The organism is Paracoccus sp. J39, assembly GCF_000518925.1.
GTDB lineage: Bacteria > Pseudomonadota > Alphaproteobacteria > Rhodobacterales > Rhodobacteraceae > Paracoccus.
Map to the genome: position 1 here is coordinate 14,687 of NZ_JAEN01000002.1, position 24,500 is coordinate 39,186.

General features: G+C 66.4%; 26 protein-coding genes. 18 read left to right on the forward strand and 8 right to left on the reverse strand.

Translation table 11 applies throughout. From position 1 onward, the window contains the following. Positions 1-393: 393 nt before the first annotated feature. The 11 genes from L632_RS0101995 (at position 394) to L632_RS0102040 (ending at position 8,251) form a co-directional block, all read left to right on the forward strand. The gene (locus tag L632_RS0101995) at positions 394-804 is read left to right on the forward strand and encodes a VOC family protein (RefSeq protein WP_028716258.1); all 411 of its coding nucleotides are present in this window, start codon (positions 394-396) and stop codon (positions 802-804) included. After that, positions 762-1,244, forward strand: coding sequence for a bifunctional 2-polyprenyl-6-hydroxyphenol methylase/3-demethylubiquinol 3-O-methyltransferase UbiG (locus L632_RS0102000; RefSeq protein ID WP_232220945.1), 483 nt, complete (start codon positions 762-764; stop codon positions 1,242-1,244). The genes L632_RS0101995 and L632_RS0102000 overlap by 43 nt, the downstream gene beginning before the upstream one ends. Before the next feature lie 179 nt (positions 1,245-1,423). Continuing rightward, positions 1,424-1,939 (forward strand): hypothetical protein, encoded by a 516-nt coding sequence (locus L632_RS0102005; RefSeq protein ID WP_028716260.1) that lies wholly within the window; start codon positions 1,424-1,426, stop codon positions 1,937-1,939. Positions 1,940-1,969: 30 nt separating this feature from the next. Further along, positions 1,970-2,101, forward strand: a complete 132-nt coding sequence (locus L632_RS24805) for a plasmid pRiA4b ORF-3 family protein (RefSeq protein WP_232220946.1) — start codon at positions 1,970-1,972, stop codon at positions 2,099-2,101. A gap of 174 nt (positions 2,102-2,275) precedes the next feature. Then, a complete protein-coding gene (locus L632_RS0102015) occupies positions 2,276-2,638 on the forward strand; it encodes a hypothetical protein (RefSeq protein ID WP_028716261.1) in 363 nt (120 codons plus the stop codon). 28 nt (positions 2,639-2,666) lie between these two features. Then, on the forward strand, positions 2,667-3,104 hold the full coding sequence (locus tag L632_RS24810; protein WP_232220947.1) for a DUF2200 family protein: 438 nt from the start codon (positions 2,667-2,669) through the stop codon (positions 3,102-3,104). Continuing rightward, positions 3,080-3,988, forward strand: a complete 909-nt coding sequence (locus L632_RS0102020; protein WP_028716262.1) for a LysR family transcriptional regulator — start codon at positions 3,080-3,082, stop codon at positions 3,986-3,988. The genes L632_RS24810 and L632_RS0102020 overlap by 25 nt, the downstream gene beginning before the upstream one ends. 109 nt (positions 3,989-4,097) lie before the next feature. After that, positions 4,098-5,174 (forward strand): hypothetical protein, encoded by a 1,077-nt coding sequence (locus tag L632_RS0102025; protein ID WP_028716263.1) that lies wholly within the window; start codon positions 4,098-4,100, stop codon positions 5,172-5,174. Positions 5,175-5,364: 190 nt separating this feature from the next. After that, positions 5,365-6,525: a S9 family peptidase gene (locus tag L632_RS0102030; protein WP_028716264.1), complete on the forward strand. Its 1,161-nt coding sequence runs from the start codon at positions 5,365-5,367 to the stop codon at positions 6,523-6,525. Then, positions 6,522-7,481 carry a fumarylacetoacetate hydrolase family protein gene (locus tag L632_RS0102035; RefSeq protein WP_028716265.1) on the forward strand — a complete coding sequence of 320 codons (960 nt, stop codon included), beginning with the start codon at positions 6,522-6,524 and terminating at the stop codon, positions 7,479-7,481. The genes L632_RS0102030 and L632_RS0102035 overlap by 4 nt, the downstream gene beginning before the upstream one ends. Then, positions 7,478-8,251: a cyclase family protein gene (locus L632_RS0102040; RefSeq protein ID WP_028716266.1), complete on the forward strand. Its 774-nt coding sequence runs from the start codon at positions 7,478-7,480 to the stop codon at positions 8,249-8,251. The genes L632_RS0102035 and L632_RS0102040 overlap by 4 nt, the downstream gene beginning before the upstream one ends. Before the next feature lie 32 nt (positions 8,252-8,283). Here the strand turns inward: L632_RS0102040 and L632_RS23395 are convergent, their stop codons facing one another. After that, on the reverse strand, positions 8,284-8,991 hold the full coding sequence (locus L632_RS23395) for a TetR/AcrR family transcriptional regulator (protein ID WP_051476352.1): 708 nt from the start codon (positions 8,989-8,991) through the stop codon (positions 8,284-8,286). Positions 8,992-9,184: 193 nt separating this feature from the next. Here L632_RS23395 and L632_RS21910 point away from each other — a divergent pair, with 193 nt between their 5' ends. Genes L632_RS21910 through L632_RS0102070 form a run of 5 tightly spaced genes read left to right on the forward strand, consistent with a single transcriptional unit; the run spans position 9,185 to position 14,458 of the window. After that, entirely contained in the window at positions 9,185-9,559 is a 375-nt protein-coding gene (locus L632_RS21910) for a DUF6379 domain-containing protein (protein ID WP_051476353.1), read from the forward strand. A gap of 1 nt (position 9,560) precedes the next feature. Next, positions 9,561-10,562 (forward strand): sugar phosphate isomerase/epimerase, encoded by a 1,002-nt coding sequence (locus L632_RS21915; protein WP_051476354.1) that lies wholly within the window; start codon positions 9,561-9,563, stop codon positions 10,560-10,562. Between the two features lie 9 nt (positions 10,563-10,571). Then, on the forward strand, positions 10,572-12,200 hold the full coding sequence (locus L632_RS0102060; protein WP_028716267.1) for a GMC family oxidoreductase: 1,629 nt from the start codon (positions 10,572-10,574) through the stop codon (positions 12,198-12,200). Positions 12,201-12,251: 51 nt separating this feature from the next. Continuing rightward, a complete protein-coding gene (locus L632_RS0102065; RefSeq protein ID WP_028716268.1) occupies positions 12,252-13,325 on the forward strand; it encodes a sugar phosphate isomerase/epimerase in 1,074 nt (357 codons plus the stop codon). Continuing rightward, entirely contained in the window at positions 13,322-14,458 is a 1,137-nt protein-coding gene (locus L632_RS0102070) for a Gfo/Idh/MocA family protein (protein ID WP_028716269.1), read from the forward strand. Before L632_RS0102065 ends, L632_RS0102070 begins: the two co-directional genes overlap by 4 nt. A 256-nt stretch (positions 14,459-14,714) precedes the next feature. On the opposite strand, the gene L632_RS0102075 is transcribed toward L632_RS0102070, so the two are convergent. The 7 genes from L632_RS0102075 to L632_RS0102105 form a co-directional block, all read right to left on the reverse strand. Next, the gene (locus L632_RS0102075) at positions 14,715-15,845 is read right to left on the reverse strand and encodes an FAD-dependent oxidoreductase (protein WP_028716270.1); all 1,131 of its coding nucleotides are present in this window, start codon (positions 15,843-15,845) and stop codon (positions 14,715-14,717) included. After that, positions 15,842-16,228, reverse strand: coding sequence for a Rieske (2Fe-2S) protein (locus L632_RS0102080; RefSeq protein WP_230376552.1), 387 nt, complete (start codon positions 16,226-16,228; stop codon positions 15,842-15,844). Before L632_RS0102080 ends, L632_RS0102075 begins: the two co-directional genes overlap by 4 nt. After that, a complete protein-coding gene (locus L632_RS21920) occupies positions 16,225-17,208 on the reverse strand; it encodes a VOC family protein (protein ID WP_051476355.1) in 984 nt (327 codons plus the stop codon). Before L632_RS21920 ends, L632_RS0102080 begins: the two co-directional genes overlap by 4 nt. A 165-nt stretch (positions 17,209-17,373) precedes the next feature. Then, positions 17,374-19,740 carry a glycoside hydrolase family 3 protein gene (locus L632_RS21925; protein WP_051476356.1) on the reverse strand — a complete coding sequence of 789 codons (2,367 nt, stop codon included), beginning with the start codon at positions 19,738-19,740 and terminating at the stop codon, positions 17,374-17,376. Continuing rightward, entirely contained in the window at positions 19,740-20,333 is a 594-nt protein-coding gene (locus L632_RS0102095) for an NADPH-dependent FMN reductase (RefSeq protein ID WP_028716272.1), read from the reverse strand. The genes L632_RS21925 and L632_RS0102095 overlap by 1 nt, the downstream gene beginning before the upstream one ends. Beyond that, complete coding sequence (locus L632_RS0102100) at positions 20,330-21,451, reverse strand: LLM class flavin-dependent oxidoreductase (RefSeq protein WP_028716273.1); 1,122 nt, start codon at positions 21,449-21,451, stop codon at positions 20,330-20,332. Before L632_RS0102100 ends, L632_RS0102095 begins: the two co-directional genes overlap by 4 nt. Before the next feature lie 114 nt (positions 21,452-21,565). Next, complete coding sequence (locus L632_RS0102105; protein WP_051476357.1) at positions 21,566-22,969, reverse strand: MFS transporter; 1,404 nt, start codon at positions 22,967-22,969, stop codon at positions 21,566-21,568. A gap of 120 nt (positions 22,970-23,089) precedes the next feature. Here L632_RS0102105 and L632_RS0102110 point away from each other — a divergent pair, with 120 nt between their 5' ends. Together L632_RS0102110 and L632_RS0102115 are read left to right on the forward strand one after the other, a co-directional pair. After that, the gene (locus L632_RS0102110) at positions 23,090-24,088 is read left to right on the forward strand and encodes a sugar phosphate isomerase/epimerase (RefSeq protein WP_028716275.1); all 999 of its coding nucleotides are present in this window, start codon (positions 23,090-23,092) and stop codon (positions 24,086-24,088) included. A gap of 11 nt (positions 24,089-24,099) precedes the next feature. After that, on the forward strand, positions 24,100-24,492 hold the full coding sequence (locus L632_RS0102115; protein WP_028716276.1) for a DUF6379 domain-containing protein: 393 nt from the start codon (positions 24,100-24,102) through the stop codon (positions 24,490-24,492). Positions 24,493-24,500: the final 8 nt, after the last annotated feature.

Consider the following 24,500-nt stretch of genomic DNA (forward strand, 5'->3'; position numbering starts at 1 on the left):
CATCGATGAACGGACCCCGCGGCGGTGGCTGCGGGGTTTTTTCATGCGCGAGTGATGGAAAATCGAGGTTCGGCATGCTCGGAATCCCGGTCATGCGATAAACGCTCGCCATCATGTCCAAGGCCGGGCGATCGGCGAAACGGAGGAGATGGCGGTCGCTCTGCGGTAGCACCCTGAGCCAATCGCCGCGCGCTGTCGCATTCGGAGATCCTCCGGGATGTCATGGCGCAGACGGCGTCCGGCGCCGCATCGCACACCTGACGGCAAGGGCGTTTCCGGCTATGATCCGGCGATGGACCGGATGCCGGTGAACTACCGCCCCATCGAGGCCGACGGCTTGACCGGTGCCGAAGACGGTATGGCACCCTAGGCCGTCAAGGACAGGAGGACAGCATGCTCGAGGCTCCACGCATCTACCCGACCTTCCGCTTCCGCAACGCGGCGGCGATGATCGACTGGCTGGAAAAGGCCTTCGGCTTCACCATCCACGCGAAATATATGGATGGCGACAAGGTCGCCCATGCCGAACTGGCCTTCGGCTCGTCGATGATCATGTGCGGCGACGACAGGGACGACGCCTATGGCGAGATGGTGGGCCCGCCCTCGGCGCAGGGCGGCAAGTCGCTCTATATCGCCGTGGATGACGCTGATGCGATGTTCGCCCGCGCCCAGGCCGCCGGCGCGGTGATCGAGGAGGGGCCGACCGACCGCGACTATGGCAGCCGCGAATTCATCTGCCGCGACCCGGAAGGCAACCTGTGGTGCTTCGGCACCTGGTGGCCGAAGGTGACCGACAAGACCTGAGCATCATGGCACCGCGGATTTCGAACCGGATCGCATCCTTCATCGACGCCCTGCCGCTGGCGCCGGGCCTGAGGGTGCTGGAGATCGGTTGCGGCCCGGGGGTGGCGGCCCGCGAGGTTTCCCGCCGTGTCGGGAACGGCTTCGTCCTGGCCATCGACCGCTCGGCCAGGGCGATCGACAGCGCGGTGGCCGGATCGAGGGCGGAAATCGCCACCGGCCGCCTGCGGTTCCTGCGAGCGGCGATCGAGGATTTCGCATTGCCGCCGGGTGAAGAGCCTTTCGACATTGCCTTCGCGATGCGTGTCGGGGCGCTGGACGGTCGTCACCCGGATATCGAGCGACGCGCCCTTGAACGATTGCGGGCGGTATTGAAACCGACGGGGCGGCTGTTCATCGACACGGGGCATCCGCTTCGGGAGATCGGGCTGCGAGGGCGGTGACGATTCGGCTTGTGCTACCGGAAACGCGTTTCGCGTTCCGGTGCATGACGGGGGGCAGGGGGCGCCCCTCGGGCAGGTTGTCGCAGCGTCACCGCGCTCCCTTGCATGCCAAAGCCCCTGTACCTAGCTCGGCTCGTGACCGACCGGCGGCGAAAAACAGAACAAGGGGCATGCGGACGATGCGTTTCCTGCTGACCTTCCATTGCGTGGCGACCGGCCAGTGGCGCTGCCTCGATACCGCGCTGCTTCCCGACCTCCGGTCGGGCCGCGCCGAGGATCTGCCCGCGGCCCTGCGCGGTGAGCCGGATCTGGTCATGCGCTGGCTGCTCGGGCGCTACGAGATTGCGGATATGTTAATCCCTGAGACGATAGATCCGATGGCACAGGGTGGCCTGGTCACAATCTATGCCCTCGGTGCCAACCGATCCGTCATCGGCTTCGAGAACGCGTATAACGGCGCCTGGCTCGAGATGTTCCTGCTTGAGAACCAGCCGCTCGGCCATATCGCCATCCGCAAGGTTTTTTCGTTGTCCGGGGCGATGGCCAAGCTGGAGGAACGGGCGGCGCGGCCCCTGCATCCCTCCGACGCGGCCTGCCGCCTGACGGTGAGCCGGATCATCGAGCACCGGCAGATCTTGGGAAAGCAATACAAGACCGATGCTGGGCGGACAGCGGCTTTCGTGGAGAAGGTCTAAACCAGGGTCGGCGGATTGTTCGAGTGATCTTTGGCGAGACCGCCCGAGGACGTCGGCAGGCCGCGGGGCTATGAGGATTTCCTCGACATCATCCGCGACCCGGCGCACGAGGAGCACCGCTCCACGCTGCGATGGGCGGGCGGGCATTTCCATCTGGAATAGTTCGATCTCGATCTGATCAACAAGGATCTGCGCAATGCCTTGCGTGCGAACGCGCGGCGCCGGCTGCATCAGCCGAAGCCGAAGGCGCCGAAGGGTTGGCAGTGCCTCCCGTTGCGACCCATCGTCAGCCTGTGCGAAGCTGGTCCATCCCTCAACCCTTGCCCCGACAGACCCATGACCGAGATCGCACCGCAACCCAGGATCAAGCTGTCGAAGCTGCGCGATATCGGCTGGACGCTCTGGGATCCCATCGGCTTGCTGGACCCGGAAAGCCGGCCGGGCAGGTGGGACGACGAGGCCAACCTGTCCTTCGCGAACGAATACGACAGCTATCTGATCGCGGCTGCCTCTCAGCTGCGCCGGGGAACGCCCCGCGATGAGGTCGTCGCGTTTCTGGTCGAGATCGAGACCCGACACATGGGAATGGCCGATAGCCCGAGCGCCCGACCGAGGGCGGAAGCGGTCGTGGATGCGATCCTCGCCGACGAGACTATCTGGACCTGGCCCGACGCGCAGGGACGGTTCGGTGAGGGATGATGCGCATCGCCGGAACCCGGGAGACAGGATGACCAGGCACAGGATATTCACCACCAGCTTTGCCAGCGTCCATCCGCATTACGTGGCCAAGGCAGAGAAGAAGGGCCGGAGCCGGGCCGAGGTCGATGAGATCATCTGCTGGCTGACCGGCTACGGCCCGGAGCAACTGGCAGCCCGGCTGGAAGACCGGACGGATTTCAAGACATTCTTCGCCGAGGCCCTGCGCATGTACCCGGCGCGCTCCCTGATCAAAGGCACCTCGCTCGACCACTCGCGAGGCCCCCCTTCCGACTCCCCGACTTCTTCAGCAGCTTGCGCTAAAACAAGAACAGATATTCTTGTATCTGCCCATCGCCATGGGCTAGCTAAGAGCCGAGGGAGTATTCACGTCAGCAATATCCGGTCGCACTGGCCCAGGTGGTCAACGCGAGGAGGAGAGAAATGCGGTTCAAGAAGCTCGACATGAATCTGCTGGCCGCGCTGGACGTGCTGCTGCGCACCTGCAACGTGTCGAAAGCCGCCGAGGAAATGTTCATCACCCAATCGGCGATGAGCAATGCGCTGGCCCGTCTGCGCACCTATTTCGATGACCCGCTGCTGATCCAGGTCGGGCGGCGGATGGAGCTCTCGCCCTTTGCCGAGACCATTCGCGACCCGTTGCGCGATGTCATGCTGCGCATCGAATCCACCGTCATCACCAGCCCGCAATTCGATCCCCGCACCAGTACGCGCGAGCTGACGATCGCGCTGTCGGACTATTCCCTGGCGGTGCTGGGCGCGGCGCTGGTGCAGCGCCTGGCCGATGAGGCGCCGCTGGTGCGGGTGAACTTTCGTCCGCAGCACGCTACGCCCGGCAAGCTGCTGGAGCGGGGCGAGATCGACCTGCTGATCGCCCCCGATTTCACCGCCGCCGATAGCAGCGTCAGCGAGACGCTGTATCAGGATGACATCTGCGTCATTGCCTGCGCCCGCAGCAGTCATGCCGGCAAGGTCATGGACCTGGAGCGCATCACCGGCGCGCCGCATGTGGTGATGGAACCCTTCTCGGGGCAGGAGAGCTTTGCCGTCATCGCGGCGCGCGAGGCCGGGCTGAAGCTGAGCCCGGTGGTGACGACCTATGCCTTCAACTCCATTCCCGATCTCGTGCGCGGCACTGACCGTATCGCGCTTTTGCAGAGGCGGTTGGGGCAGAAGGCGGCGGCAAGCGGCGATTTCGTGCTGTTCGATCCGCCCGTCGCCCTGCCGCGGCTCAGCCAGACCATGCAATGGCTGGGCCATCGCGAACGCGATCCGGGGCTGGTCTGGCTGCGGGGGTTGGTGCGGGCCTGCGTCGATGACATGTGCCCATAAAATAGAATATTGATTCTATAAATACCCGCAGGCTTCAAAGTAAATTTTCCTTTCCGGACCGCTTGTTGTTCTTGGCAACAGTCAAGTTTTCTGAGGGAGGAAGAAACACTTGGATCGGCATCTCTTTGCCGCGGCCGTCATTGCGATGGCCGCGACCACATCCGCTCATGCCGAATTCAAGCTCGGCGGCGAGGTCATTCTGGGCTGGGGCAGCGCGGGGGTCGAGGATGGCGCCTATGGGCTGGGGACGCTCGATGGCACCTATAGCACCACATTCGACAATGGCTGGGACTTGGAGGGGTTGCTGCGGCTGAACCTGCGTTCGTTCCAGGACGAGATCGACTATCTCGACGACAACCATGTCGATTTCCGCGCCAGGCTGGACATGAAGGAATGGGGCAAGCTCGAAGCGGGCAGCTTCAAGCCCTGGGAAAACCGTCCTTTCGCGGATGGCGACTGGTTCAACCGCGGCGGCTTCAACGTCTATATGGGCACGGCGCCCGCCTATCGCGACGTTTTCGCCAGCAAGGCGGCCCGGGCCTCGGACGGCACCGTCTACAAGGTGTTTCCCGATGCCTATCTGCGCTATGACAATAAGCTGGGTCCGGTCGGGCTGACGGTCACCCTGGACCCGCTGCGCCGCTATGGCCCCTTCCATGCCGACGACATGCTGGACGAGCAACCCTGGGGCGACGCCAAGCTGGAATACGGCTTTGGACGGAACGGCGTCTTCCTGCAGGGCAACAACCTGGGCGACCTGGTGCTGGGCGCGCGGGTGGTGGCCGGCGACTTCATGCTGATGGGGCTGCGCCAGATGCGCGAGGGCAAATGGACCTGGTATCGCGACCAGTACCTGGCCTTCTACAACGCGCCCAAGGGCAACGCTTTGCGGCTGAAAAGCATCGGCATGGGCTTCTCGGACATGCGCAACCCCTATCTGCATGACCACATCGGCATCTTCGGCCTGAACTTCGGCACCGAGCAGTGGGAGCTGAAATTCGGTGCCGACACCCAGGGCGGGCTGGCGCTGGAAGGGCGCTATGGCGTGACCGAGAAGCTGGACCTGTTTGCGGGCTGGGATAATGGCTACGGCTATTATGAAGGCTTCGACGATGCCTATGAGCCGCCGGTCTCGGTGCCCGAGCGGGGCGGGGCCTTCGAACTGGCCATGCGCTACCGGTTCTAGCATTTTCCATGTGAATGCACGGAATTTCTGAATTCAATTTCAGAAATATGGTGGCGGTCGCTATGGCTTGTCGCGGCGTCTCAGCATCCGCCAGCATATGAAGAAACACCACGGGCCGGCCTCCAGCACCGGCCCGTGTTCGCCAAGGGTCTCGCGGCCCTGGCAAATCAGCCACGGAAGGAAGCGCGCAATGGCGATGTTCAATTATTTCCCGAATTATGTCTGGAACCTGACGATCTCGATCGCGCTGGCCAGCGGGGCCGAGATCGGCGAGATCATGGACATGTGCCAGCCGCTTCTGGACAAGGCCAAGGCCGGCGAGGATGCAGGCACCGCCGATTTCATGCGCGAATGGGTGCGGGTTGCGGATCGTCTTGCCGGCATCGCAGCCGAGGAGGAGGGGCAAGGCCGGCTGCTCTCGGCCGGTGACAAGCTGCAGCGCGCCGCGCTGTATTACATCCTCGCCGAGCGCATGCAGGGTCAGGGCACCCCCGGGCGGATGGAGACCTATCGCAAGGGGCTCGACGCCTTCCAGCGCGGGACGCAATATGCCGGGGACAAGGTGACCCGCTTCGAGGTGCCCTATGGCGACAAGGTGATCCCGGTGCTCTACACCCCCGCCGAGGGCGTCGAAGGCCCGACGCCGGCGGTGGTCTATCTGAACGGGCTCGATAGCTGCAAGGAGCTGCTCTACTGGTCGCGGCTGCCGCATGCGCTGGCCAGGCGCGGCATCGCCACGCTTTGCGTCGACCAGCCCGGCACTGGCGAAAGCCTGCGCCTGCAGGGCATGCATGCTCATTTCGACAGCGAGACATGGGGCAGCGCGGTCTATGACTGGCTGGCGGCGCGCGAGGATGTGGATGCCGCCCGCATCGGCATCACCGGCATCTCGCTGGGCGGCTATTATGCCCCCCGCGTCTGCGCGTTCGAGCCGCGTTTCGCCTCGGGCGCGGTCTGGGGCGCCAACCACAACTGGGCCGAGGTGCAGCAAAAGCGCCTGAAGCGCGAGGGCGAGAACCCGGTGCCGCATTACTGGAACCATGTCATGTGGGTATTCGGCGCCGGGGACATGGAGGACTTCCTGGCCAAGGCCGAAGGCTTCAACCTGAACGGCGTGATGGAAAAGATCCGCGTGCCCTTCCTGGTCACCCATGGCGCCAACGACCGCCAGATCGGGCTGGAATATGCGCATCAGGCCTATGACCAGCTGACCAACGCGCCGCGTCGCGCGCTGAAGATCTTTACCGACCGCGAGGGCGGGATCGAGCATGTCGGCGCCGACAACATGACCTATGGCCGCAATTTCATCGCCGACTGGTTTGCGGAAACGCTGGGCGGGCGGCTGGCATGAAGCTGGCGACCCTGCCCGACGGCACCCGGGACGGGCGGCTTCATGTGGTCAGCCGCGACCTGACGCATTGCGCCCCGGCCGAGGTTCCGACGCTTCAGGCGCTGATCGAGGATTGGGAGGGGCTGTCCGGCGCCCTGATCGCGCAATATGAGGCGCTGAATGCCGGCGGCGGCCAGCCCTTCGACCCGGCCGCCGCGCTGGCGCCCTTGCCGCGCGCCTGGCAATGGCTGGATGGCTCGGCCTATGAAAGCCATGGCGAACTGTTGCAGCAGGTTTTCGACCTGCCGCCGAATCCCAAGGGCCGGCCGTTGATATATCAGGGCCTGTCGGACCGTTTCCTCTCCGGGACCGAGGATGTGGCCTTGCCCTCCGAGGAGGACGGCATCGATTTCGAGGGAGAATTCGGCGTGATCCTGTCGCGCGTGCCGATGGGCGCCGATGCGGCGACCGCGGCGGCGCATATCCGCTTGATCGTGCTGATCAACGACTGGTCCTTGCGCAGCATCGCGCCCATCGAGATGAAAACCGGCTTCGGCTGGGTGCAGGCCAAGCCCGCCAGCGCCATGGCGCCCGTCGCGGTGACACCGGACGAACTGGGCAGGGCTTGGCGCGACCACCGTGTCGACCTGCCGCTGGCGGTCGACTGGAACGGCGCGCGCTTCGGCCGGGCCGAGGGCCATGCCATGACCTACGGCTTCGACGAACTGGTCGCCCATGCCGCCCGCACTCGCGAACTGGTGGCGGGGACGGTTCTGGGCTCGGGCACGGTCTCGAACCCGGATTTCCGCAAGGTCGGTTCCTCCTGCATCGCCGAGCGCCGCGCCATCGAGATGCTGGACCAGGGCGCGCCGCAGACCGGCTTCATGCGCTTCGGCGACCGGGTGCGGATGGAATGCACCCTGCGCGACGGCACGCCGCTGTTCGGCGTGATCGACCAGAAGGTGGTGAAGCCATGACCCGGCGTATCGTCGACCTGTCCGTGACCCTGACCGACCGCTTCCGCTCGGATCCGCCGGGGCTGGGACCCAGGATCGAATACAAGGACCATGACGCCGGCGCGCTGGAATATCAGCAGATGTTCGGCGTCCCGGTCGAGCACCAGCTGGACGGCAAGGGCGCCGCCATCGAGCGGTTGACCCTGACCACGCACAACGGCACGCATCTGGATGCGCCTTTTCACTATCACCCGACGATGAACCGCGGCGAGCGCGCCCTGACCATCGACGAGATCCCGCTGGACTGGTGCATGGGGCCCGGGGTCAAGCTGGACTTCCGTGCCATGCCCGACGGCCATGTCGTCACCGCCGGCGAGATCGAGGCCGAATTCCAGCGCATCGGCCATGTGCTGCAACCGGGCGAGATCGTGCTGGTCAACACCCGCGCCGGCGCGCTTTACGGTCGGGACGATTATATCGCCGCCGGCTGCGGCATCGGTCGCGAGGCGACCTTGTGGATGACCAGCCGCGGCATGCGCGTCTGCGGCACCGACGCCTGGAGCTGGGACGCGCCGCTGATGGGCGTGGCGCAGAAGGCCATCGCCACCGGACAGTGGGAGCTGTTCTGGGAGGGCCACAAGGCCGGGGCCGAGACGATCTATTGCCACATGGAGAAACTCGCGAACCTCGACCAGCTGCCTGACCACGGCTTTCAGGTCATGTGTTTCCCGGTCAAGGTCGAGCGCGGTTCGGCCGGCTGGTGCCGCCCTGTGGCGATCATCGAGGACTGAACCCCGAGAGGGCTCGGGGCTTGGCGGCTTTCTCATGCCCCTCCAGGGCGCGGGCTGGCCAGCCAGCCGGCGATCCGCTGGTCGCGGATCACCAGCGTTTCCGGCCCGGCGCCCAGGCCGCGCAGGATCACCGCGATCTGGCCATGCGTGTCGCGCATCATCCGGGCAATGTCTGGGAGGTCGGCGCGGAGATAGGTCTTGAGCCCTTCCACCATGACCGAGATGACCATGCCGGCGATCAGCCCGACATCGAAATCGGCGCTGAGCCGGCCGTCATCGCGCCCCTCGCGCAGCAGGCGGGCGACCAGATCGGTGACGGTTCCATGCAGCGCAACGAAACGGCTGGCTTGGTCAGAATCGTCATAGAGGTTCAGGTTGACGAGCCCCAGCCGGGCAATGGCGATGTCGGCGGTATAGGCCTGCACATTGGCCAAGGCGATGTGCATCAGCGCCTCGGCCAGCGACAGCTCGGCATGGGGCACGGCCAGGCTTTCGGCGGCGGCGGCCTCGATGATGTCGTTATACAGCATGAACAGCAGGTCGCGCTTGGAAGCGGCATAGAGAAACAGCGTGCCCTGCGCCACCTCGGCCAGCCGCGCGATTTCGCGGATGGTCGCCTCTTCATAGCCGCGCGACAGGAAAAGCGCCCGCGATGCCTCGCGAATGCGGCGCAGCTTGTCGCGCTTGCCGATCTCGGTGCGTGAGAGCTGTTCATGCTTCATCGGGATGACCGTGCTCATTCATGATCAGGCGCAACTTGTCGCATGGGTGGGGTGCTGTCAAACCGGCAATGAATCAAGGCCATATTGATTTGGTGAATACTGTTGAATGGATCCATTGAATTTGACAGCCGGCGGGTTTGCCCGCAAGGAATGAGCACACTCATTTTTAAGGGCGCGCACCCGCGTCCCCGGATGCAGGAGGAGACCCGACATGATGACCAATGTGCTGCTTGAGGCGCAGAGCCTTGTCGCCCGGCCCGATGGGTTGGCGATCGGCCTGCGGCTGCCCTGGTATCGCAGCCTGCCGCTGTCGGTGATCCAGCTGGACGGGCTGCGCATCGACGGTTCCGATATCCCCGGGGAAAAGCTGCGTTTCGAACTGAACGGCAAGCTGCGCCCGCTGGCCGAGATGGCCGATCTGACCGGGGAATACTGGTTCGTGCAGGACAGCCTGGTGCTGGTCGCCGATCACGCTGTCGCCGCCGGAGGGGAGCACGAGGTCGATGTGACCCTGTCCTTCTACCCCCCTTATATCGCCGATTTCCGCCGCAAGTCGCGCGGCATCGCCCGGATGAAGGCCAACTGACATGACCAAAGCGCATATCGAACTCGGCACCTCGATCTATTCCTTCACCAATGAATGCCACGGCCGGCAGATGAGCTGGCAGGACATGATCCGGCTGGTGGACGAGAAAAAGCTGGGCACGCAGATCGAGGTGGTGGGCTTCCAGTCCTTCCGGAGCTTCCCCGATGTCTCGGACGCCGAGGCGGACGCCTTTCGGGCGGTGATGGCAGAAACCTCGCAGACCGCGAATTGCCTGGGCATCAATGCCGACCGCTTCATGAAGCCGAACCAGCCCATCACGGACGACGCGATGGTGGATTATCACGAACGCCAGATCCGCTCGGCCGCGAAGCTGGGCTTCCGCGCCGTGCGCTACCAGAACACCGCGACCCCCGCCGTGATCCGCCGCTGCGTGCCGCTGGCCGAGAGGCTGGGCGTCAGGCTGGGGCTGGAAATCCACGCTCCGCACAGTCCCAGCCATCCCGACATCATCGCCTATCGCGAGATGTATGCCGAGGTGGACAGCGAGATGCTGGGCTTCATTCCCGATTTCGGCGCCACCGCCCGCGACGTGCCGCAGATCCATGTCGATTATTTCCGCAACGTGGTCGGCACGCCGGAAAGCGCCATCCGGAAGGCGCTGGAAATCTGGCATGACGACAGCTACGAGCCCTTCCAGCGCTTCGGCGTCTTCATGGGCTGGTGCGCGCAGAACGGCATCGAGGACCGCCACGGCGTCGAGCTGATGATCATCTTTGGCATCATCAACCGCGTCGATCCGGCCGTCTGGGCCGAGATCATGCCGCAATGCTTCCACATCCATGGCAAGTTCTACGACATCGACGCCGACGGGCGCGAAGCCGCCATCGACTATGACCAGACGCTGAAGGTGTTTCTGGACAACGGCTTCAGCGGCACGATGTCCTGCGAATGGGAAGGCCACATGGTCAATGACAAGGCCGCCCTGCCGCGCATCGAGGCTTGGCACCGGATGTGCCGCGACATCATCGCGAAACATGCGTGAGGCGGCAGGATGGCCTATGACTACATCATCGTCGGCGCCGGCTCGTCGGGCTGCGTGCTGGCCAATCGCCTGTCCGAGGACCCCGGCAACCGGGTTCTGCTGATCGAGGCCGGCGGCGACAATCAGGACCGCTTCATCAAGATGCCGGGCGGTTTCATGAAGATCTTCGGCAACCCAAGGTTTTTCTGGTTCTTCCCGATCAAGCCGCAGCTGGGTCGCCCGGCCGAGAAATGGACCTATGGCCGCGGCCTTGGCGGCTCTTCGGCGGTGAACGGCACCTGGTATCTGCGCGGCATGGCGCGCGACTATGACAACTGGGGCCAGAGCGGCCTGCACGAATGGTCCTGGTCGCAGATGCTGCCCTGTTTCGAATGGATGGAAAACTATCGCGAAAAGGGCGCCGACGGGACGCGCGGCAGAAACGGCCCCTTGCAGATCACCATGTCCACCTATCGCTCGAAGGTGATGGAGGCCATCGTCAAGGCGGGCGAGACGCTTGGTCTGAAATGGCTGGACGACATCAACGCGCCCAGGACCGACGGCATGGGCTGGTCGCAGTTCACCGTGAACCGCCGGGCGGTGCGCGCCTCCTCCTACGAGGCGTTTCTGGCGCCGATCCGCAAGAGCCGGCCGAACCTGACCATCGTGACCGATACGCTGGTCGACCGCGTGCTGATCAAGGACGGCCGCGCCACCGGCGTCGAATGCCGCCAGAACGGCCGCAAGGTCACCTTCGAGGCGACCCGCGATGTCATCCTCTCGGCCGGGGTCTATACCTCGCCCAAGATCCTGCAACTCTCGGGCGTGGGCGATCCCGAGCTGCTGGCGCGGCACGGCATTCCGGTCAAGGCGCCCCTGAAGGCCGTGGGGCGCAACCTGTCGGACCATGCCATGATCACTCTGACCTATGACCTGCATGGCGATCCGGGCATGAACCGCGAGTTCAGGGGCTGGCGCCTCTACAAGAACGCGCTGCAATATTTCCTGACCCGGACCGGCAAGCTGGCGCGGGTGGGGATGCCGATCACCATGCTCTACGCCCCCGACGGCGACCGGGAATGGCCCGATTTCCAACTGGGCGCGGGACCCTTCGCCATGCGCTCGTCGAAAGAGATGAAATCCGAACCCGGGCGCGGCCCGATTTCGGACGAGCCGGGGATCATGTTCTCGGGCTTTCACCTGCGGCCGAAGAGCCTCGGCTCGGTGGCGATCACCTCTCCCGACCCGGACGCGCCGCCCGAGGTCGAAGCCGGCTGGTGGAGCGACCCCGAGGGTTACGACCGCAAGATGGCCGTCGAACTGGTCGCGACCCTGCGCCGCATGGCGGCGAGCGAGCCGCTGAAGCCCTTTGTCGGCAAGGAGCGGGTGCCGGGCCCGGAATACCAGTCCGAGGACGCCGTCGCCGAAGAGCTGAAATGGATGCTCAGCCCCGGGCTGCACGGCACCGGCACCTGTTCCATGGGCACCGATCCCGAGACCTCGGTTCTGGACAGCCGATGCCGGGTGCATGGGGTGCGGGGGCTGCGGGTAGTCGATTGCTCGACCATGCCGACGACGGTTTCGGGCAACACGAACGGCCCGGCCATGGCCATCGCGGTGCGTGCGGCCGAGCTGATCCTGCAGGACGCGCGCGCCTGACCAGTCGGGCGGCCTTGCCGGGCCGCTCTTGAGCGACAATTGAGGGATGGAATGTCCAAGACCATGAAGGGGCCGGGCCTGTTCCTGGCGCAATTTGCCGGCGATGCCGCGCCGTTCGACAGCCTGCAAGGCATCACGAAATGGGCGGCGAGCCTTGGCTACAAGGGCGTGCAGCTGCCCACGACCGACGCGCGATTCTTCGACCTGAACCGTGCCCATGACAGCGAAGCCTATTGCGACGAGATCCGCGGCATCTGCGCCGATGCGGGCGTGGCGATCACCGAGCTTTCGACCCATCTGCAAGGCCAGCTTGTCGCGGTGAACCCGGCCTATGATCTGGCCTTCGACGGCTTCGCGCCGACGGCGCTGCGCGGCAATCCGGCCGGTCGCACCGAATGGGCCATCGACCAGATGAAGAAGGCCGCCCTGGTCTCGCGCCGCCTCGGCCTCGACAACTCGGTCAGCTTCACCGGCTCGCTGGCCTTTCCCTATCTCTATCCCTGGCCGCAGCGCCCGGCCGGGTTGATCGAGGAAGCCTTTGCCGAGCTGGGCCGCCGCTGGACCCCGATCCTGGATGCCTATGAGGAGCAGGGCGTCACCATCGGCTTCGAGCTCCACCCCGGCGAGGATGTTTTCGACGGCGCGACCTACGAGATGTTCCTGGACGCCGTCGGCGGTCACGAGCGGGCGCGGATCAACTACGATCCCTCGCATTTCCTGCTGCAACAGTTGGATTACCTGGCGTTCATCGACCGGTATCATGACCGCATCTGCGCTTTTCACGCCAAGGATGCCGAGTTCAATCCGGACGGCCGCCAGGGCGTCTATTCCGGCTATCAGCCCTGGGCGAAGCGCGCCGGACGCTTCCGCAGCCTGGGTGACGGGCAAGTGGATTTCCCCGCCATCTTCTCGAAGCTGGCGCAATACGGCTATGACGGCTGGGCGGTGCTGGAATGGGAATGCTGCCTGAAATCGCCAGAGCAGGGCGCGGCCGAGGGGGCGCCCTTCATCGCGCGGCATATCATCGAGGTCACCGGCAAGACCTTCGACGATTTCGCCGCCAGCGGCGTCGACGGGCAGCAGATCGCCGCCATGCTGGGTCTGCTGCAGGGAGGACGCGCATGAGCCGTAGGCTTCGCCTGGGCATGGTCGGCGGCGGGCGCGGCGCCTTCATCGGCGGCGTCCATCGCATCGCGGCGCGCATCGACGGGCAATGGGATCTGGTTGCGGGGGCGCTGTCGTCAGACCCGCAGCGCGCGGCGCAATCGGCGGTGGATCTGGGCATCGACCCGGCCCGCAGCTATGCCGATTTCGCGGACATGGCCCGGGCCGAGGCCGCCCGGCCGGACGGCATCGACGCCGTGGCCATCGTCACCCCCAACCACATGCATGTCGCCCCCGCCATCGCCTTTCTGCAGGCCGGCATCCATGTCATCTGCGACAAGCCGCTCGCCGCCTCGATGGACGAGGCGCGGCAGCTCGAGACCGTGGCGGCGGGTTCGGGCAAGCTGTTCGTGCTCACCCACAATTACACCGGCTATCCGCTGGTGCGGCAGGCGCGCGAGATGGTGGCGCGGGGGGATCTGGGGACCATCCGCTCGGTCCATGTCGAATATGCGCAGGACTGGCTGGCCGAACCCGCCGGCGCGGACAACAAGCAGGCCGACTGGCGCACCGATCCGGCGCGCGCGGGCGGCGGCGCCATCGGCGATATCGGGACCCATGCGCTGAACCTTGCCTGCTATGTCACCAGCGAGGCGCCGACGCATCTGGCGGCCGAGCTCAGCAGCTTCGTCCCCGGCCGCCGCGTCGATGACGATGCGCAGGTGATGCTGCGCTACGCCTCGGGCGCGCGCGGCACGCTCTGGGCCAGCCAGGTCGCGGTCGGCAATGAGAACGCGCTGCGGCTGCGGGTCTATGGCGACAAGGGCGGGCTGGAATGGGCGCAGGAAAGCCCCAACGAGATGCGCTTCAGCCGCTTTGGCGAGACCCGCCGGATCATCACCCGCGGCGGTGCCGGGGCGACGCCGGCAGGCAGCCGCAACCTGCGCGTGCCGGCCGGCCACCCCGAGGGCTATCTGGAGGCATTCGCGACCATCTATGCCGAGGCTGCTGCGTTGATCCGGGCGCATGACGCGGGCGCGCCTGCGCCCGAGGGCGCGCATGTCCCGGGCATCGCCGACGGCATGCTGGGGATGCGCTTCATCGCCGCCTGCCTGGACAGCGCGGCCCGGGATGCGGGCTGGGTCGAAATCTGACCCGGTCCGAGTATCCGGCTGTTCCCGCTCCTCCCGACCGGCCGGAACGGGAACAGCCGCAGGGTCGGCCCCGCGGCTTTTTCTGAGGAGGGCAGGCGCGGTCGGTAGCGGCCCAGGTTCTCTGCCACCCCGACCTTTCCGTCACAGACCTTTCCGTCACAGCCCGCTTGATTTCGGCGATCGGGCCGGGCAGGTCCTTGCCCCAGCAGGGACCGGGCCGGCCTTGGTTTCGCGGATTTTCCTCTCGTTCGCGTCCTCAGATTGCTTGGGTGAGGGCCACGACCGAGCGGCCCATGATGGCATTGTGTTCGCTCTGGTCGCCGCCGGTGATCTCGATCTCGGACAGCCGCGCCGAGTTCTCGACCACCATGCGGCAGCGTTCCCAGCGACGTGCCTCATGTGCGGCAAAGGCCCCGGCCACGCTGGCTCGGGCCAGCAGTTCCTCGGCGATGGTGATGCCGTCCTCCATGCCGATGCAGGCGCCGGCGCCAAGGTGCGGGGTGGTCGCATGCACCGCGTCGCCGATCAGCATGAGGCGGCCGACGGACCAGGGCTGCGGCAGCAGCATCCCTTCCAGCGGGCGATAGATCAGCCGGCTGTCGGTCGAAAGCCCCGCCGACACCCCCGACAGGATGGGCGAGGGGAAGCGCGCCAGCAGCGCCTGCATCCTCGGCAGCAGCTCGGATTCGTCGATCCAGTCGTTTTCCGGCTTGTCCTCGGTCAGGAAGATATAGCTGCGGCCCTGGCCGACCGGGTTGATGCCGGCCTTGACGCCCCGGCCCAGCCACATGTTCAGCGTGTCGACGCCTTCGGGCGTCGGCAGTTCCGCGCGCCACACGGCCTGACCCATGAAGCGGGGGCTGGGCGCGTCGGGCATCAGCGCCTGGCGCGTGGCCGAATAAAGGCCGTCGGCCCCGATCACCGCATCATAGCGCGCGCTGCTTCCGTCGGCAAAGCTCACGTCCACGCCATCCGCGTCCTGCACGATGCCGGCAAAGCTGCAACCCAGCCGCACGTTCACCCCGGCCTCGCGCGTTGCCTGCGACAGGATCGCGGCCAGCGCCGGGCGCATGATCGCGGCATTGCCCGGCAGGTCCACGCCCGGCGCAGGCGGGGTCGGGATGCGGGTGATCACCTCGTCATCATGCGGCTTGCGGATCACCAGCCCGTCGGTCACCGCGCCGGTCTCGCAGAACCTGTCGAGCACGCCCAGCGTCCGGAACGCGCGCAGCGTGGCGCCGTGCAGGCTGATGCCAGCGCCATAGCTGCGCCAGCCGGGATCGATCTCGGCCAGATCCACCGCGATGCCGCCGCGCGCCATCATGATCGCGGCGGACATGCCGGAAAAGCCGCCGCCGATCACCAGAACCTTGCTTGCTGCCGTCATGTCTCCCTCCCTTTGCCGGCGAGATGGGCGGGGACATGGATCATGCCATCCGGGGCCATCACCAGCGGAACTCTGGTCAGTCTGCGCCCCAGGCAGGGGCCGTCGATGCAATCGCCCGTCTCGATGTCGAAGAGCGCGCCATGGGCGTGGCAGGACAGGTGCCGTCCGTCGCCGCTGAGATAGGCGTCCGCCCGCCAGGCCATCGGCGTGCCGCCGGTGTAATGCGGACAGGCGTCCCAATAGGCCAGGAACCGCCCCTCGCCCCGGTTCAGCACGATGATCTTGCGCCGTGCGCCGGGTGCGGGCAGGAAGCCCCGCGCCGCGCCGATGGCCACATCGTCGCGGTGACAGAGAGGCAGGAACTCGGCCCCGATTGTCCTCAATGGCCTGCGCCGGGCTTGGACATGCCGGCCGGCAGCGAACCGTCCTGTCCCTCGGGACCGCCGCCGGGCGCCCATTTCTCGCGCCATTGCAGCAGGAAGATCTGCGATGCCTCTGGGCCGTTCGGTGCCTGCCGCGCGACCCAGCTGTCGTCGTGCTTGTCCATGTCGGCGTCATATTCGAAATGGCAGCCGAGCGGGCTGTTGAAATACCAGAACCAGTTCGAGCCGAACCTGTGCCGGCCCGGCCCCCAGAAGGACTGGTAGCCCTTGCGGATGAAGCGGTCGCCTGCCACCATCAGCTCGGTCGGGCCTCCCATGTGGAAGGCCAGGTGCTCGCAGCCCTGCATGTAGGCGGGCGTGCGGATGAAGAAATGCGTGTGATGATCGTCATTCGAACGCGGGCGCAGGAAGGGCCCGGCATTTTCCAGCACGTCGGTGATGACGAAGCCCAGGCGCTGGGTATAGAAGTCGATCATCTTCGGCAGGTCGGGGACGAACAGCACGACGTGGCTGAGTGTGCGAGGCTGGGCCGGCATGTCGTCCCACACCCCAAGCTCGTTCGGGCCGCGCTGCGCCGGGGCGCCGGGAGCGTTGATCCTTTCCGCAGGCATGTTCAGCGTGCGGCGCTTGGTGACCTGGAACTTGACCTGGAAATCCAGGCAGTCCTGGAACTCGATCGAGCCATCGGCCAGCCGGGTGACGCGGCGGTCCCTGGACATTTCGGCCTCGATCTCGTCGAGCGCAGCGGCATCCTCGACGCCATAGACCTGCTGGCGCAGCATGTTGCGGGTCGGCAGCGGCGCGGGCAGGCGTGGGTCGTCGCGGTGGCGGATGATGACGCCGGTGCCGTCCAGCGCCTCGAACAGGCCGCCGGTTTCATCGACATCGACCGGGGTCAGGCCGAAATCCTCAAGATAGCGCGCGGATCCGGCCAGATCCTCGACGCCAAAGACCAGATAGTCGGGTCCGATGATGCGCATGTGCTCCTCCTGATGCCTGCCCTGCGGGGATGGTGCGGCGGGCACGACCCGCCGGATGCTGTGGCTTGTAAGGGGAAAAGGGACATTCATGAAATCATCTCGATAAATCTGCGAAAGTGATTTCGTGAATGGGTCGGGGGCGATACCGCGACCGCCCCCGACGGTTCAGAGGCGCAGAACCAGCGGCGGTCTGCCCATGGCTTCGCGCAGGGACAGGCCGGCATGCAGCTGGACGCTGTCCGGCAGCAGCCAGCCGTCGCCCTGCCAGCGCCGCAGCGGACGCAGGTCGGGGGCGATCTCGATCTCGGCGCTGCCCTCGGCCGGGACGGTGGCGGTGGCATAGCCGATCAGGCTGGCGAAATCCTCGCCCGGCAGGCGGGCGTAAAGCTGTGCCACCGCCTTGCCGGCACGGCGCGCGGCATTGGTCAGCCGCAACGCCACCCGGTCGTCCCCGGTCAGCCGCGCCTCGGCCAGCGCCGGGCTGGCATAGCCCATGCCCTCGCCCAGCCCGAACGGCGGCGCCTTGCCGGCAGCCATCATGCCGCGATAGCCGATCAGCCGGCCCTCCGCATAGCTGAGCCGGCCCTGCGCGTCGGGTTGCAGGGCAAAGGCCGGATAGTCACCGTCCTGCGCCGCGATGCTGAAGGCCAGCCGGCCGGCCGGTTCGCGCGCGCCCAGGATCACCTCCGCCAGGGCGGCGGCGAATTCCTGCCCGGGATACAGCGCCAGCATCAGCCCCGGCACCTGATCCGCGAAGGACAGATCAAGCGCATGGCCGACGTTGACGATGGCCACGGTCTGCGGATTGGCGGCGGTCACGCGGCGCAGCAGTTCGAGTTGCCGTGCGGGCAGGGCGGTGCTGTCGCGGTCCCTGGATTCGACGCTGGCATCCGAGGTTTCGCCCAGCATCAGCAGAACCAGATCAGAGTCGCGCGCGGCGGTCTCGGCCTCGGCCAGCATGGCCTCGGCACGTTCGGGGCCCTCGATGCCATACCACAGCCCCTGCACATAGGCCGGGGGATAGCGCAGCTCGATGGTGATGCGGCGCGGGGCGCGGTCGGGGAAGTCGATCTCGACCCGGTCGGCTTCGCCCGATTTCAGCCGGCCCATGATGTCGGCGGGGGCATAGGTGGTGTCGTTGCGATGCAGCTCGACCCCGTCGACCAGCACGCGGATGGCGCCGGTGCCGCCGGCGCAGATGACATGCGCGCCGGGATGGTCGGGGGTAAAGATGCCCTCGGCGCGGATGCCGGCGGGTTTGTCCAGCACTGCGGCGATGCCGGTGCGGGCAAACCAGGTCAGCGAATTGGTGTCGCGGGTTTCCTGCGCCACCGGCGGGCGGTCGAAATCCTGCGTGTCGTAATAGCTGACCACCATGCCGCAGCCGCGGCTGTCGGGCAGGTCCTGGGCCGGGGTGACGCGCATCGGCGGCAGGATCGCTTTCGGCAGGCAGCCCTGCGCGAAACTAACCGCGCAGCCGGCCAGCGCCTGCGTCACCGCCTGGCCGGGGGTAGGCAGGTCGGGGTCGATGGCGATCTTGGCGAATGTGCCGCCCTGATAGCAGGGCGCGAACCAGTTCGGCCCGACCAACGCCACCTTCGGATGCCGCGCGGGGTCCAGCGGCAGCAGCCCGCCGTCATTCTTCAACAGCACCATGCCGGCGGCGGCGGCTTCGACCAGCGTTGCACGGTCAAGGGGCGCGGTCTGGCCCTTGCCGGCAAAGCGGCGGGCGGTTCGCTCGACGCGGCTTGCGGCATCCTCCAGCCGCGCGGGCGCGACCTTGCCCCCGGCCACCATGGCGGCGACATGGCTGCCCATCTGCCGGCCCGGCCCCGGCATCTCCAGGTCCAGCCCGGCACGGGTCGCGGCCAGACCATCCTGCACCCCGAACCAGTCCGAGACCAGAAGGCCGGCAAAACTCCATTCCTGCTTGATGATCCGGTTCATCAGCAGGGCGTTTTCCGAGCAATAGCTGCCGTTGACCTTGTTATAGGCCATCAGGAAACCGGCCGGTTGCGCGGCCAAGGCCATCTCGAAGGGCAGCATGTAGACCTCGCGCAGCGCGGCCTCGTCCACTTGGACATCGACCTGATTGCGGTCGGTCTCGCTGTCGTTGCAGGTGACGTGCTTGGGAATGGCGCCGACGCCCTGCGCCTGCAGGCCCTCGACCCAGGCGCGGCCAAGCGCGCCGGTCAGCCAGGGATCCTCCGAGAAATATTCGAAGGCCCGCCCGCACAGCGGCGAGCGCGGCAGGTTCAGGTTCGGCGCCAGAAGCGCATCGACGCCCGAGCGCGCGGCCTCGGCCCCGACCACGGCGCCGATGCGGCGCACCAGGTCCGGGTCCCAGCTAGCGCCAAGCGCCACCGGTGCCGGGGTCAGCACCGCCACGTCGCGTTCATCGACGCGCCCCGAGGCGACGCCCATCGGCCCGTCCGCCATGGTCAGCGCCGGCACGTCGCCGGGCGTGGCGGTGGACCACATGGCGCCGCCGGCGGTCAGCAGAGCCTTGTCATCGGTGCTCAGTCCGGACATCAGGCGGCCCCCTTCATATCGTGCCGCGCCTTGAAGGCGCGGGCAAAGCGCATGATCTGGTCGGCCTGCGCGGCGATGGTCGCGGTCAGCTGCGCATCCGATACGCTGCCGTTCTCGGCAAAGACCGGGCCGGCCAGCGTGTTCACCGTGACCCCGATGGGCGTGGGCCAGCCGCGCATCGCATGCACCATGTCGCGCAGCGCCGAAAGCGTGACCCCGGCGCCCTGCCAGCCCGCGGCCGAGACGATCAGCCCCACGGGGCGATCGTCGAAATAGACCCGCGCGTCGCCGTGCAGGTCTTCGAGCAGGTCGAGCGCGTTCTTCACCAGGCCCGAGATGCCGGCGTGATAGGCCGGTGTGCCGATGACGATGCCGTCGCAGCGCCGGACCGCCTCGACGAATTCGGTCTGGCGCGGGCTGCGCTCGGGCCGCTCGGGGGCGTAATGCGGCAGTTCGGCGAGGAAATCTCCGCCGAAAAGGCGGGTCTCGGCGCCCCCGGCCTCGCAGGCGGCCAAGGCCGCGCGCACCAGCCTTTCGCCCGACGAGCCGGGGCGGGTGGTGCCGCCGAAGCCGACGATCAGCGGCCGGATCATGCCGGCACCGCCTGCTTGGCCGCGAAATGCGGGATGACGTGCCGGCCCATCAGGCGCACGGTCTGCTCGGCAAAGTCCAGCCGCTCTTGCGTCAGCGGGCCGGTGGTGGTGCCGCAGAGCACGTTGCCGATGCCCAGGTCGGCATAGGGTTGCAGATGCTCGATCACCTGTTCCGGCGTGCCATAGAGACACCAGGTCGCGATCCATTCGTCGCTGAGCGCGTCGGAGATCTTGTCGGTCTTGGTGTTGGCCTCGTTGGATTCGGCCTTCTTGGCGAATTCGTTCTCGCGGTTCACGGCGTCCTGATAGGCGCGCAGGATCACTTCCAGTTCTTCGCGGGCCTGATCGGCGGACTCGGCGACATGGACGCATTGATAGGTGTGGGTGGTCCAGCCAAGCGCGTGGTCGAGCGTGGCTTGGTCGTGGCCGGCGGCCAGCAATAGGTCGCGATATTTGGTGAAATGCGTGGTGACGTGCCTGAGCGGTTCCAGGTTGTTGATCATCGGGGGCGTGAAGGCCGGGATAAAGGCGGGCCAGCCGTGCTCCGCCGCGCGCCGGGCCGAGGCATCCTTCAGCGCCACCGGCATCAGCGGAGCATGGCCCTTGCTGTAGGCGGCCGGTGCGATGCGCTGCAGCACGCGGCCCTTGTAGGGGCCGTTCTCGTATTCGACCGGCGGGTCCTCGGGCTGCTTGGCCCAGAGCCGTTCCGCGATCTCCAGGTTGCGATCCGAGATTTCCGACGCCTGCTTGTAGTTCACGCCGAAGCCGATCATCTCTTCGGGGGTGGTGCCGGAACCGACGCCGATCAGCACGCGGCCGTCGTTGATCTGGTCCAGCAGGTTCACCCGTTCGGCAAAGCGCACCGGGCTGTGCAGCGGCACCGAGGTGACAGAAAAGCCCAGCGTGGTCTTTTTCTTGAACTGCGGCGCCAGCCAGGCCGCGAACATCATCGGGTCCGAGGCCCAGGGGGCATAGCCGGTGAAATGGTGGTCGGGGGTAAAGACGGCCTCGAATCCGGCGGCTTCGGCGGACAGGGCATGGGCGACGACCGATTGCATGACGAAGCGGTCCTGGTCCGGCGCCGTGGCGCGGGCGTTCAGGAAAAGCGAGAATTTCATTGGATTTTCCTCCCGAAGGACGGCCGGGAAAGGCCGTGCAGATAATTAGAATTGTCGTTCTATATTTGAGGGCGCGATTCTGTCAAGAATGAATATTCTTATTCCATAATTGGCTCAGGCCGTGGTGGCGGCCAGGTGCGCGCGCGCCGGGATCAGCCGGCTGAGTGCCGCAACCGCCACCAGCAGGCCGATCTGCCACAGTGCCAGCGTGGCAAAGGCGCGGGCCGGATCGGCGCCGCCATCCAACGCCGCCAGGAAGGCGGTGCCCAGCGTCGCCACGCCAAGCGCCATGCCCAGTTGCTGACAGGTCGTGAACAGGCCCGAGGCCGCGCCGGCCTGCGCGGGCGGCACGCGCACGAAGCAAAAGGCCGGCAGCGGGGCCGAGATCAGCCCCATGCCGCTGCCGCAGAGTGCAAAACCGGCCCCGATGCGCCACAGATCCGCCGCGGCCATGCCCTCCGACAGCAAAAGCAGCCCGCAGATCTGGCTGGCGGCGCCGATCAGCATCATCCTGCGCCCAAGGATCGGCAGCAGCCTGCGCCCGAGCAGCGCGATCGAGAACGCCGCACCCGCCGCGAAGGGGATATGGATCAGCGCGGTCTGCAGCACGTCGACGCCCAGCCCGCGCTGCAGCGCAACCGAGGCCGACAGCAGCAGCGCCCCGGTCCCGGTGGTGTACAGCATGACCATCGCCAGCCCGGTCAGCAGCAGCCCGTCCCCGAACAGCGCCGGCGGCACCAGCACCGTCCGGTTCGCGGCCGCCCTCTGCCGCAGGTGACGCCAGCACAGCACCAGCAGCAGGACCGCCAGCAGGGGCAGCAGCCGCAGAGGCGGCGGCCAGCCCAGGCGCGGCCCCTCGATCAGCGGGAACAGCAGCGCCGCCAGCCCGGGCAGGGCGAGCGCGAGCCCCTTGCCGTCCAGCCCGCGAGCCTCGGCCGAGCCGCCCTTGGGCAGCACGCGCCGGGCCAGCACCAGCGCCAATGCGACCACCGGCACGTTGACAAGGAAGATCGGCCGCCAGCCCAGCCCGAACAGGTCGAGCCGCATCAGCAGCCCGCCTATGATCGGGCCCAGGATGCCCGCGGCGCCGCCGATCAGGCCAAAGATGCCCATGACCTTGAAACGCTCGTGCGGCGCATAAAGCACCTGGACGATGGACAGCACCTGCGGTCCCATCATCGCTGCCGCCGCGCCTTGCAGGATGCGCATGGCAATCAGCATCTCGGCCGAGCCGGCCAGCCCGCAGCCGGCCGAGGCCAGTCCGAATCCGGTCATGCCGGCCATGAACATGCGCCGGTATCCCAGAATGTCGCCCAGCCGCCCGCCCGCGATCAGCAGGGCGGCGAAAAAGAACGCATAACCCGAGGACACCCAGCCGATTTGCGGTCCGCTGGCGCCAAGCGATTGCTGCAACTGGGGAATGGCCACGTTGATGATGGAGCCATCCATGATCTCCAGCACCAGGGCCGCACCGACGACGGCGACGGCCATGCTGCGCTGGCGTTCGTTCAGGATCATTTCTTTCACCGGAGGTTGTGGCGCGGATGCTTGACAGCCGGTCCGCCGCATTACTATTAGAAATAGTATTCTGATTTATATTTGTCCAGTCGTGAACGGCAGGCCCGGGGAGGGGCCGCGATGGAGCACCAGATCAAGCGGGGCGTCAGCCTTTACAGTTTCCAGAACGACACCTTCCTCGGGCGCATGAGCCTGGAGGACTGCATCCGCGAATGCGCCGCGATGGGCGCGATGGGCATTGAGGTGGTGGGCGAGCAGACCTTCGCCGGTTGGCCCGAACGCGGCATGCCCGAGGCAGGCATTGCCGAATGGCACCGGCTGATGGCGGCTTACGGCACGGTGCCGGTCTGTCACGATTTCATGCTGGATTATAAACGTTACAAGGGCAGGATGATGCCCTTCGACGAACAGGTGGCCAGCGTCCGCAAAGATATCGAACTCGCCCGCCGGCTGGGTGCGCCCTATATCCGCTCGCTGGTCTCGGTCGAACCCGAGGTTCTGGTCGCGGCCGCACCCTATGCGGAAGAGGCGGGCGTGACGATCCTGCTGGAGGTCCACGCGCCCCTGCACTTCGACCACCCTTGGATCATCCGCCACGCCGAGGCCTATGAAAAGTCCGGCAGCACGGCGCTTGGCTTCCTGCCCGACATGGGCATGTTCCTGCACCGCTTCCCGCGCGTCTGGAAGGAACGCTTCATTCGCAACGGCTGCCCGCGCGATGCCGCGGATTTCATCGAAAAAGCCTATGAGGACCGGCGGCTGGCGGAATATGTCGTGCTGGACGTGATGCAGCGATGGGGTCCGGGCCCGCAGATGGCCATGGTCGAGACACTGCGCCACAACGCCGCCTATGAACCGCGCCGGATGCTGGAGTTCATGCCGCGCATCCACAATATCCACGCCAAGTTCTACGAGATGACCGAGGACGGCCAGGAATGGTCGATCCCCTATGACGAAGTCGTCGCGGTGCTGAAGCAGGGGGGCTATCGGGGCTATCTCTGCTCGGAATACGAGGGCAACCGCTGGATCGAGGACGCGCAGGAGGTGGACAGCCTCGGCCAGGTCCGGCTGCAGCAGCAAATGTTCGCGCGCCTGCTTGGCGAAACCGTTCCGGCCTGAGGAGAGACATCATGTTCGATCAGCACATCATCTGTCCCGAGGGCTTTCGCAACGTGACCGAGAGCGGGGAGGTCGCCGGCTTCCGTTTCCTGGCGCGGCTGCCCTATTACCGCGGCCTGGGCCTGTCGATGATCGAGGACCTGGCCGTGACCGTGGACGGCGAAGCCGTGCCGCGCGAGGCCGTGCGCCTGTCCCTGCGTGGCCGCAGCTGGACGCTGGACCAGCTGGAAACCGTCCATGACGACCGCTGGGATTTCGGCGAGAAGGCCGAGATCGTGGTGACCCGTCCGGGCGGCCTGGCGCCTGGCAAGCACAAGCTGAAGCTGGCCGAGCGGCTGCGGATTTCCTACCTGCCCTTCGTACCCACCACCGCGCATGAGACCGAGCTGACACTGGAGGGCTGAGCCTTCCG

Excerpts from the sequence above, each read along its gene's own strand:
- L632_RS0102100 (WP_028716273.1), bottom strand. The coding sequence starts at position 21,451 with ATGAAATTCTCGCTTTTCCTGAACGCCCGCGCCACGGCGCCGGACCAG.
- L632_RS23395 (WP_051476352.1), bottom strand. The coding sequence starts at position 8,991 with ATGAGCACGGTCATCCCGATGAAGCATGAACAGCTCTCACGCACCGAG.
- L632_RS0102075 (WP_028716270.1), bottom strand. The coding sequence starts at position 15,845 with ATGACGGCAGCAAGCAAGGTTCTGGTGATCGGCGGCGGCTTTTCCGGC.
- L632_RS21910 (WP_051476353.1), top strand. The coding sequence starts at position 9,185 with ATGATGACCAATGTGCTGCTTGAGGCGCAGAGCCTTGTCGCCCGGCCC.
- L632_RS0101995 (WP_028716258.1), top strand. The coding sequence starts at position 394 with ATGCTCGAGGCTCCACGCATCTACCCGACCTTCCGCTTCCGCAACGCG.
- L632_RS21920 (WP_051476355.1), bottom strand. The coding sequence starts at position 17,208 with ATGCGCATCATCGGACCCGACTATCTGGTCTTTGGCGTCGAGGATCTG.
- L632_RS0102030 (WP_028716264.1), top strand. The coding sequence starts at position 5,365 with ATGGCGATGTTCAATTATTTCCCGAATTATGTCTGGAACCTGACGATC.
- L632_RS0102115 (WP_028716276.1), top strand. The coding sequence starts at position 24,100 with ATGTTCGATCAGCACATCATCTGTCCCGAGGGCTTTCGCAACGTGACC.
- L632_RS0102020 (WP_028716262.1), top strand. The coding sequence starts at position 3,080 with ATGCGGTTCAAGAAGCTCGACATGAATCTGCTGGCCGCGCTGGACGTG.
- L632_RS0102110 (WP_028716275.1), top strand. The coding sequence starts at position 23,090 with ATGGAGCACCAGATCAAGCGGGGCGTCAGCCTTTACAGTTTCCAGAAC.
- L632_RS0102005 (WP_028716260.1), top strand. The coding sequence starts at position 1,424 with ATGCGTTTCCTGCTGACCTTCCATTGCGTGGCGACCGGCCAGTGGCGC.
- L632_RS0102040 (WP_028716266.1), top strand. The coding sequence starts at position 7,478 with ATGACCCGGCGTATCGTCGACCTGTCCGTGACCCTGACCGACCGCTTC.
- L632_RS24810 (WP_232220947.1), top strand. The coding sequence starts at position 2,667 with ATGACCAGGCACAGGATATTCACCACCAGCTTTGCCAGCGTCCATCCG.
- L632_RS0102035 (WP_028716265.1), top strand. The coding sequence starts at position 6,522 with ATGAAGCTGGCGACCCTGCCCGACGGCACCCGGGACGGGCGGCTTCAT.
- L632_RS0102015 (WP_028716261.1), top strand. The coding sequence starts at position 2,276 with ATGACCGAGATCGCACCGCAACCCAGGATCAAGCTGTCGAAGCTGCGC.
- L632_RS0102095 (WP_028716272.1), bottom strand. The coding sequence starts at position 20,333 with ATGATCCGGCCGCTGATCGTCGGCTTCGGCGGCACCACCCGCCCCGGC.
- L632_RS0102065 (WP_028716268.1), top strand. The coding sequence starts at position 12,252 with ATGTCCAAGACCATGAAGGGGCCGGGCCTGTTCCTGGCGCAATTTGCC.
- L632_RS0102060 (WP_028716267.1), top strand. The coding sequence starts at position 10,572 with ATGGCCTATGACTACATCATCGTCGGCGCCGGCTCGTCGGGCTGCGTG.
- L632_RS21915 (WP_051476354.1), top strand. The coding sequence starts at position 9,561 with ATGACCAAAGCGCATATCGAACTCGGCACCTCGATCTATTCCTTCACC.
- L632_RS21925 (WP_051476356.1), bottom strand. The coding sequence starts at position 19,740 with ATGTCCGGACTGAGCACCGATGACAAGGCTCTGCTGACCGCCGGCGGC.
- L632_RS0102070 (WP_028716269.1), top strand. The coding sequence starts at position 13,322 with ATGAGCCGTAGGCTTCGCCTGGGCATGGTCGGCGGCGGGCGCGGCGCC.
- L632_RS0102105 (WP_051476357.1), bottom strand. The coding sequence starts at position 22,969 with ATGATCCTGAACGAACGCCAGCGCAGCATGGCCGTCGCCGTCGTCGGT.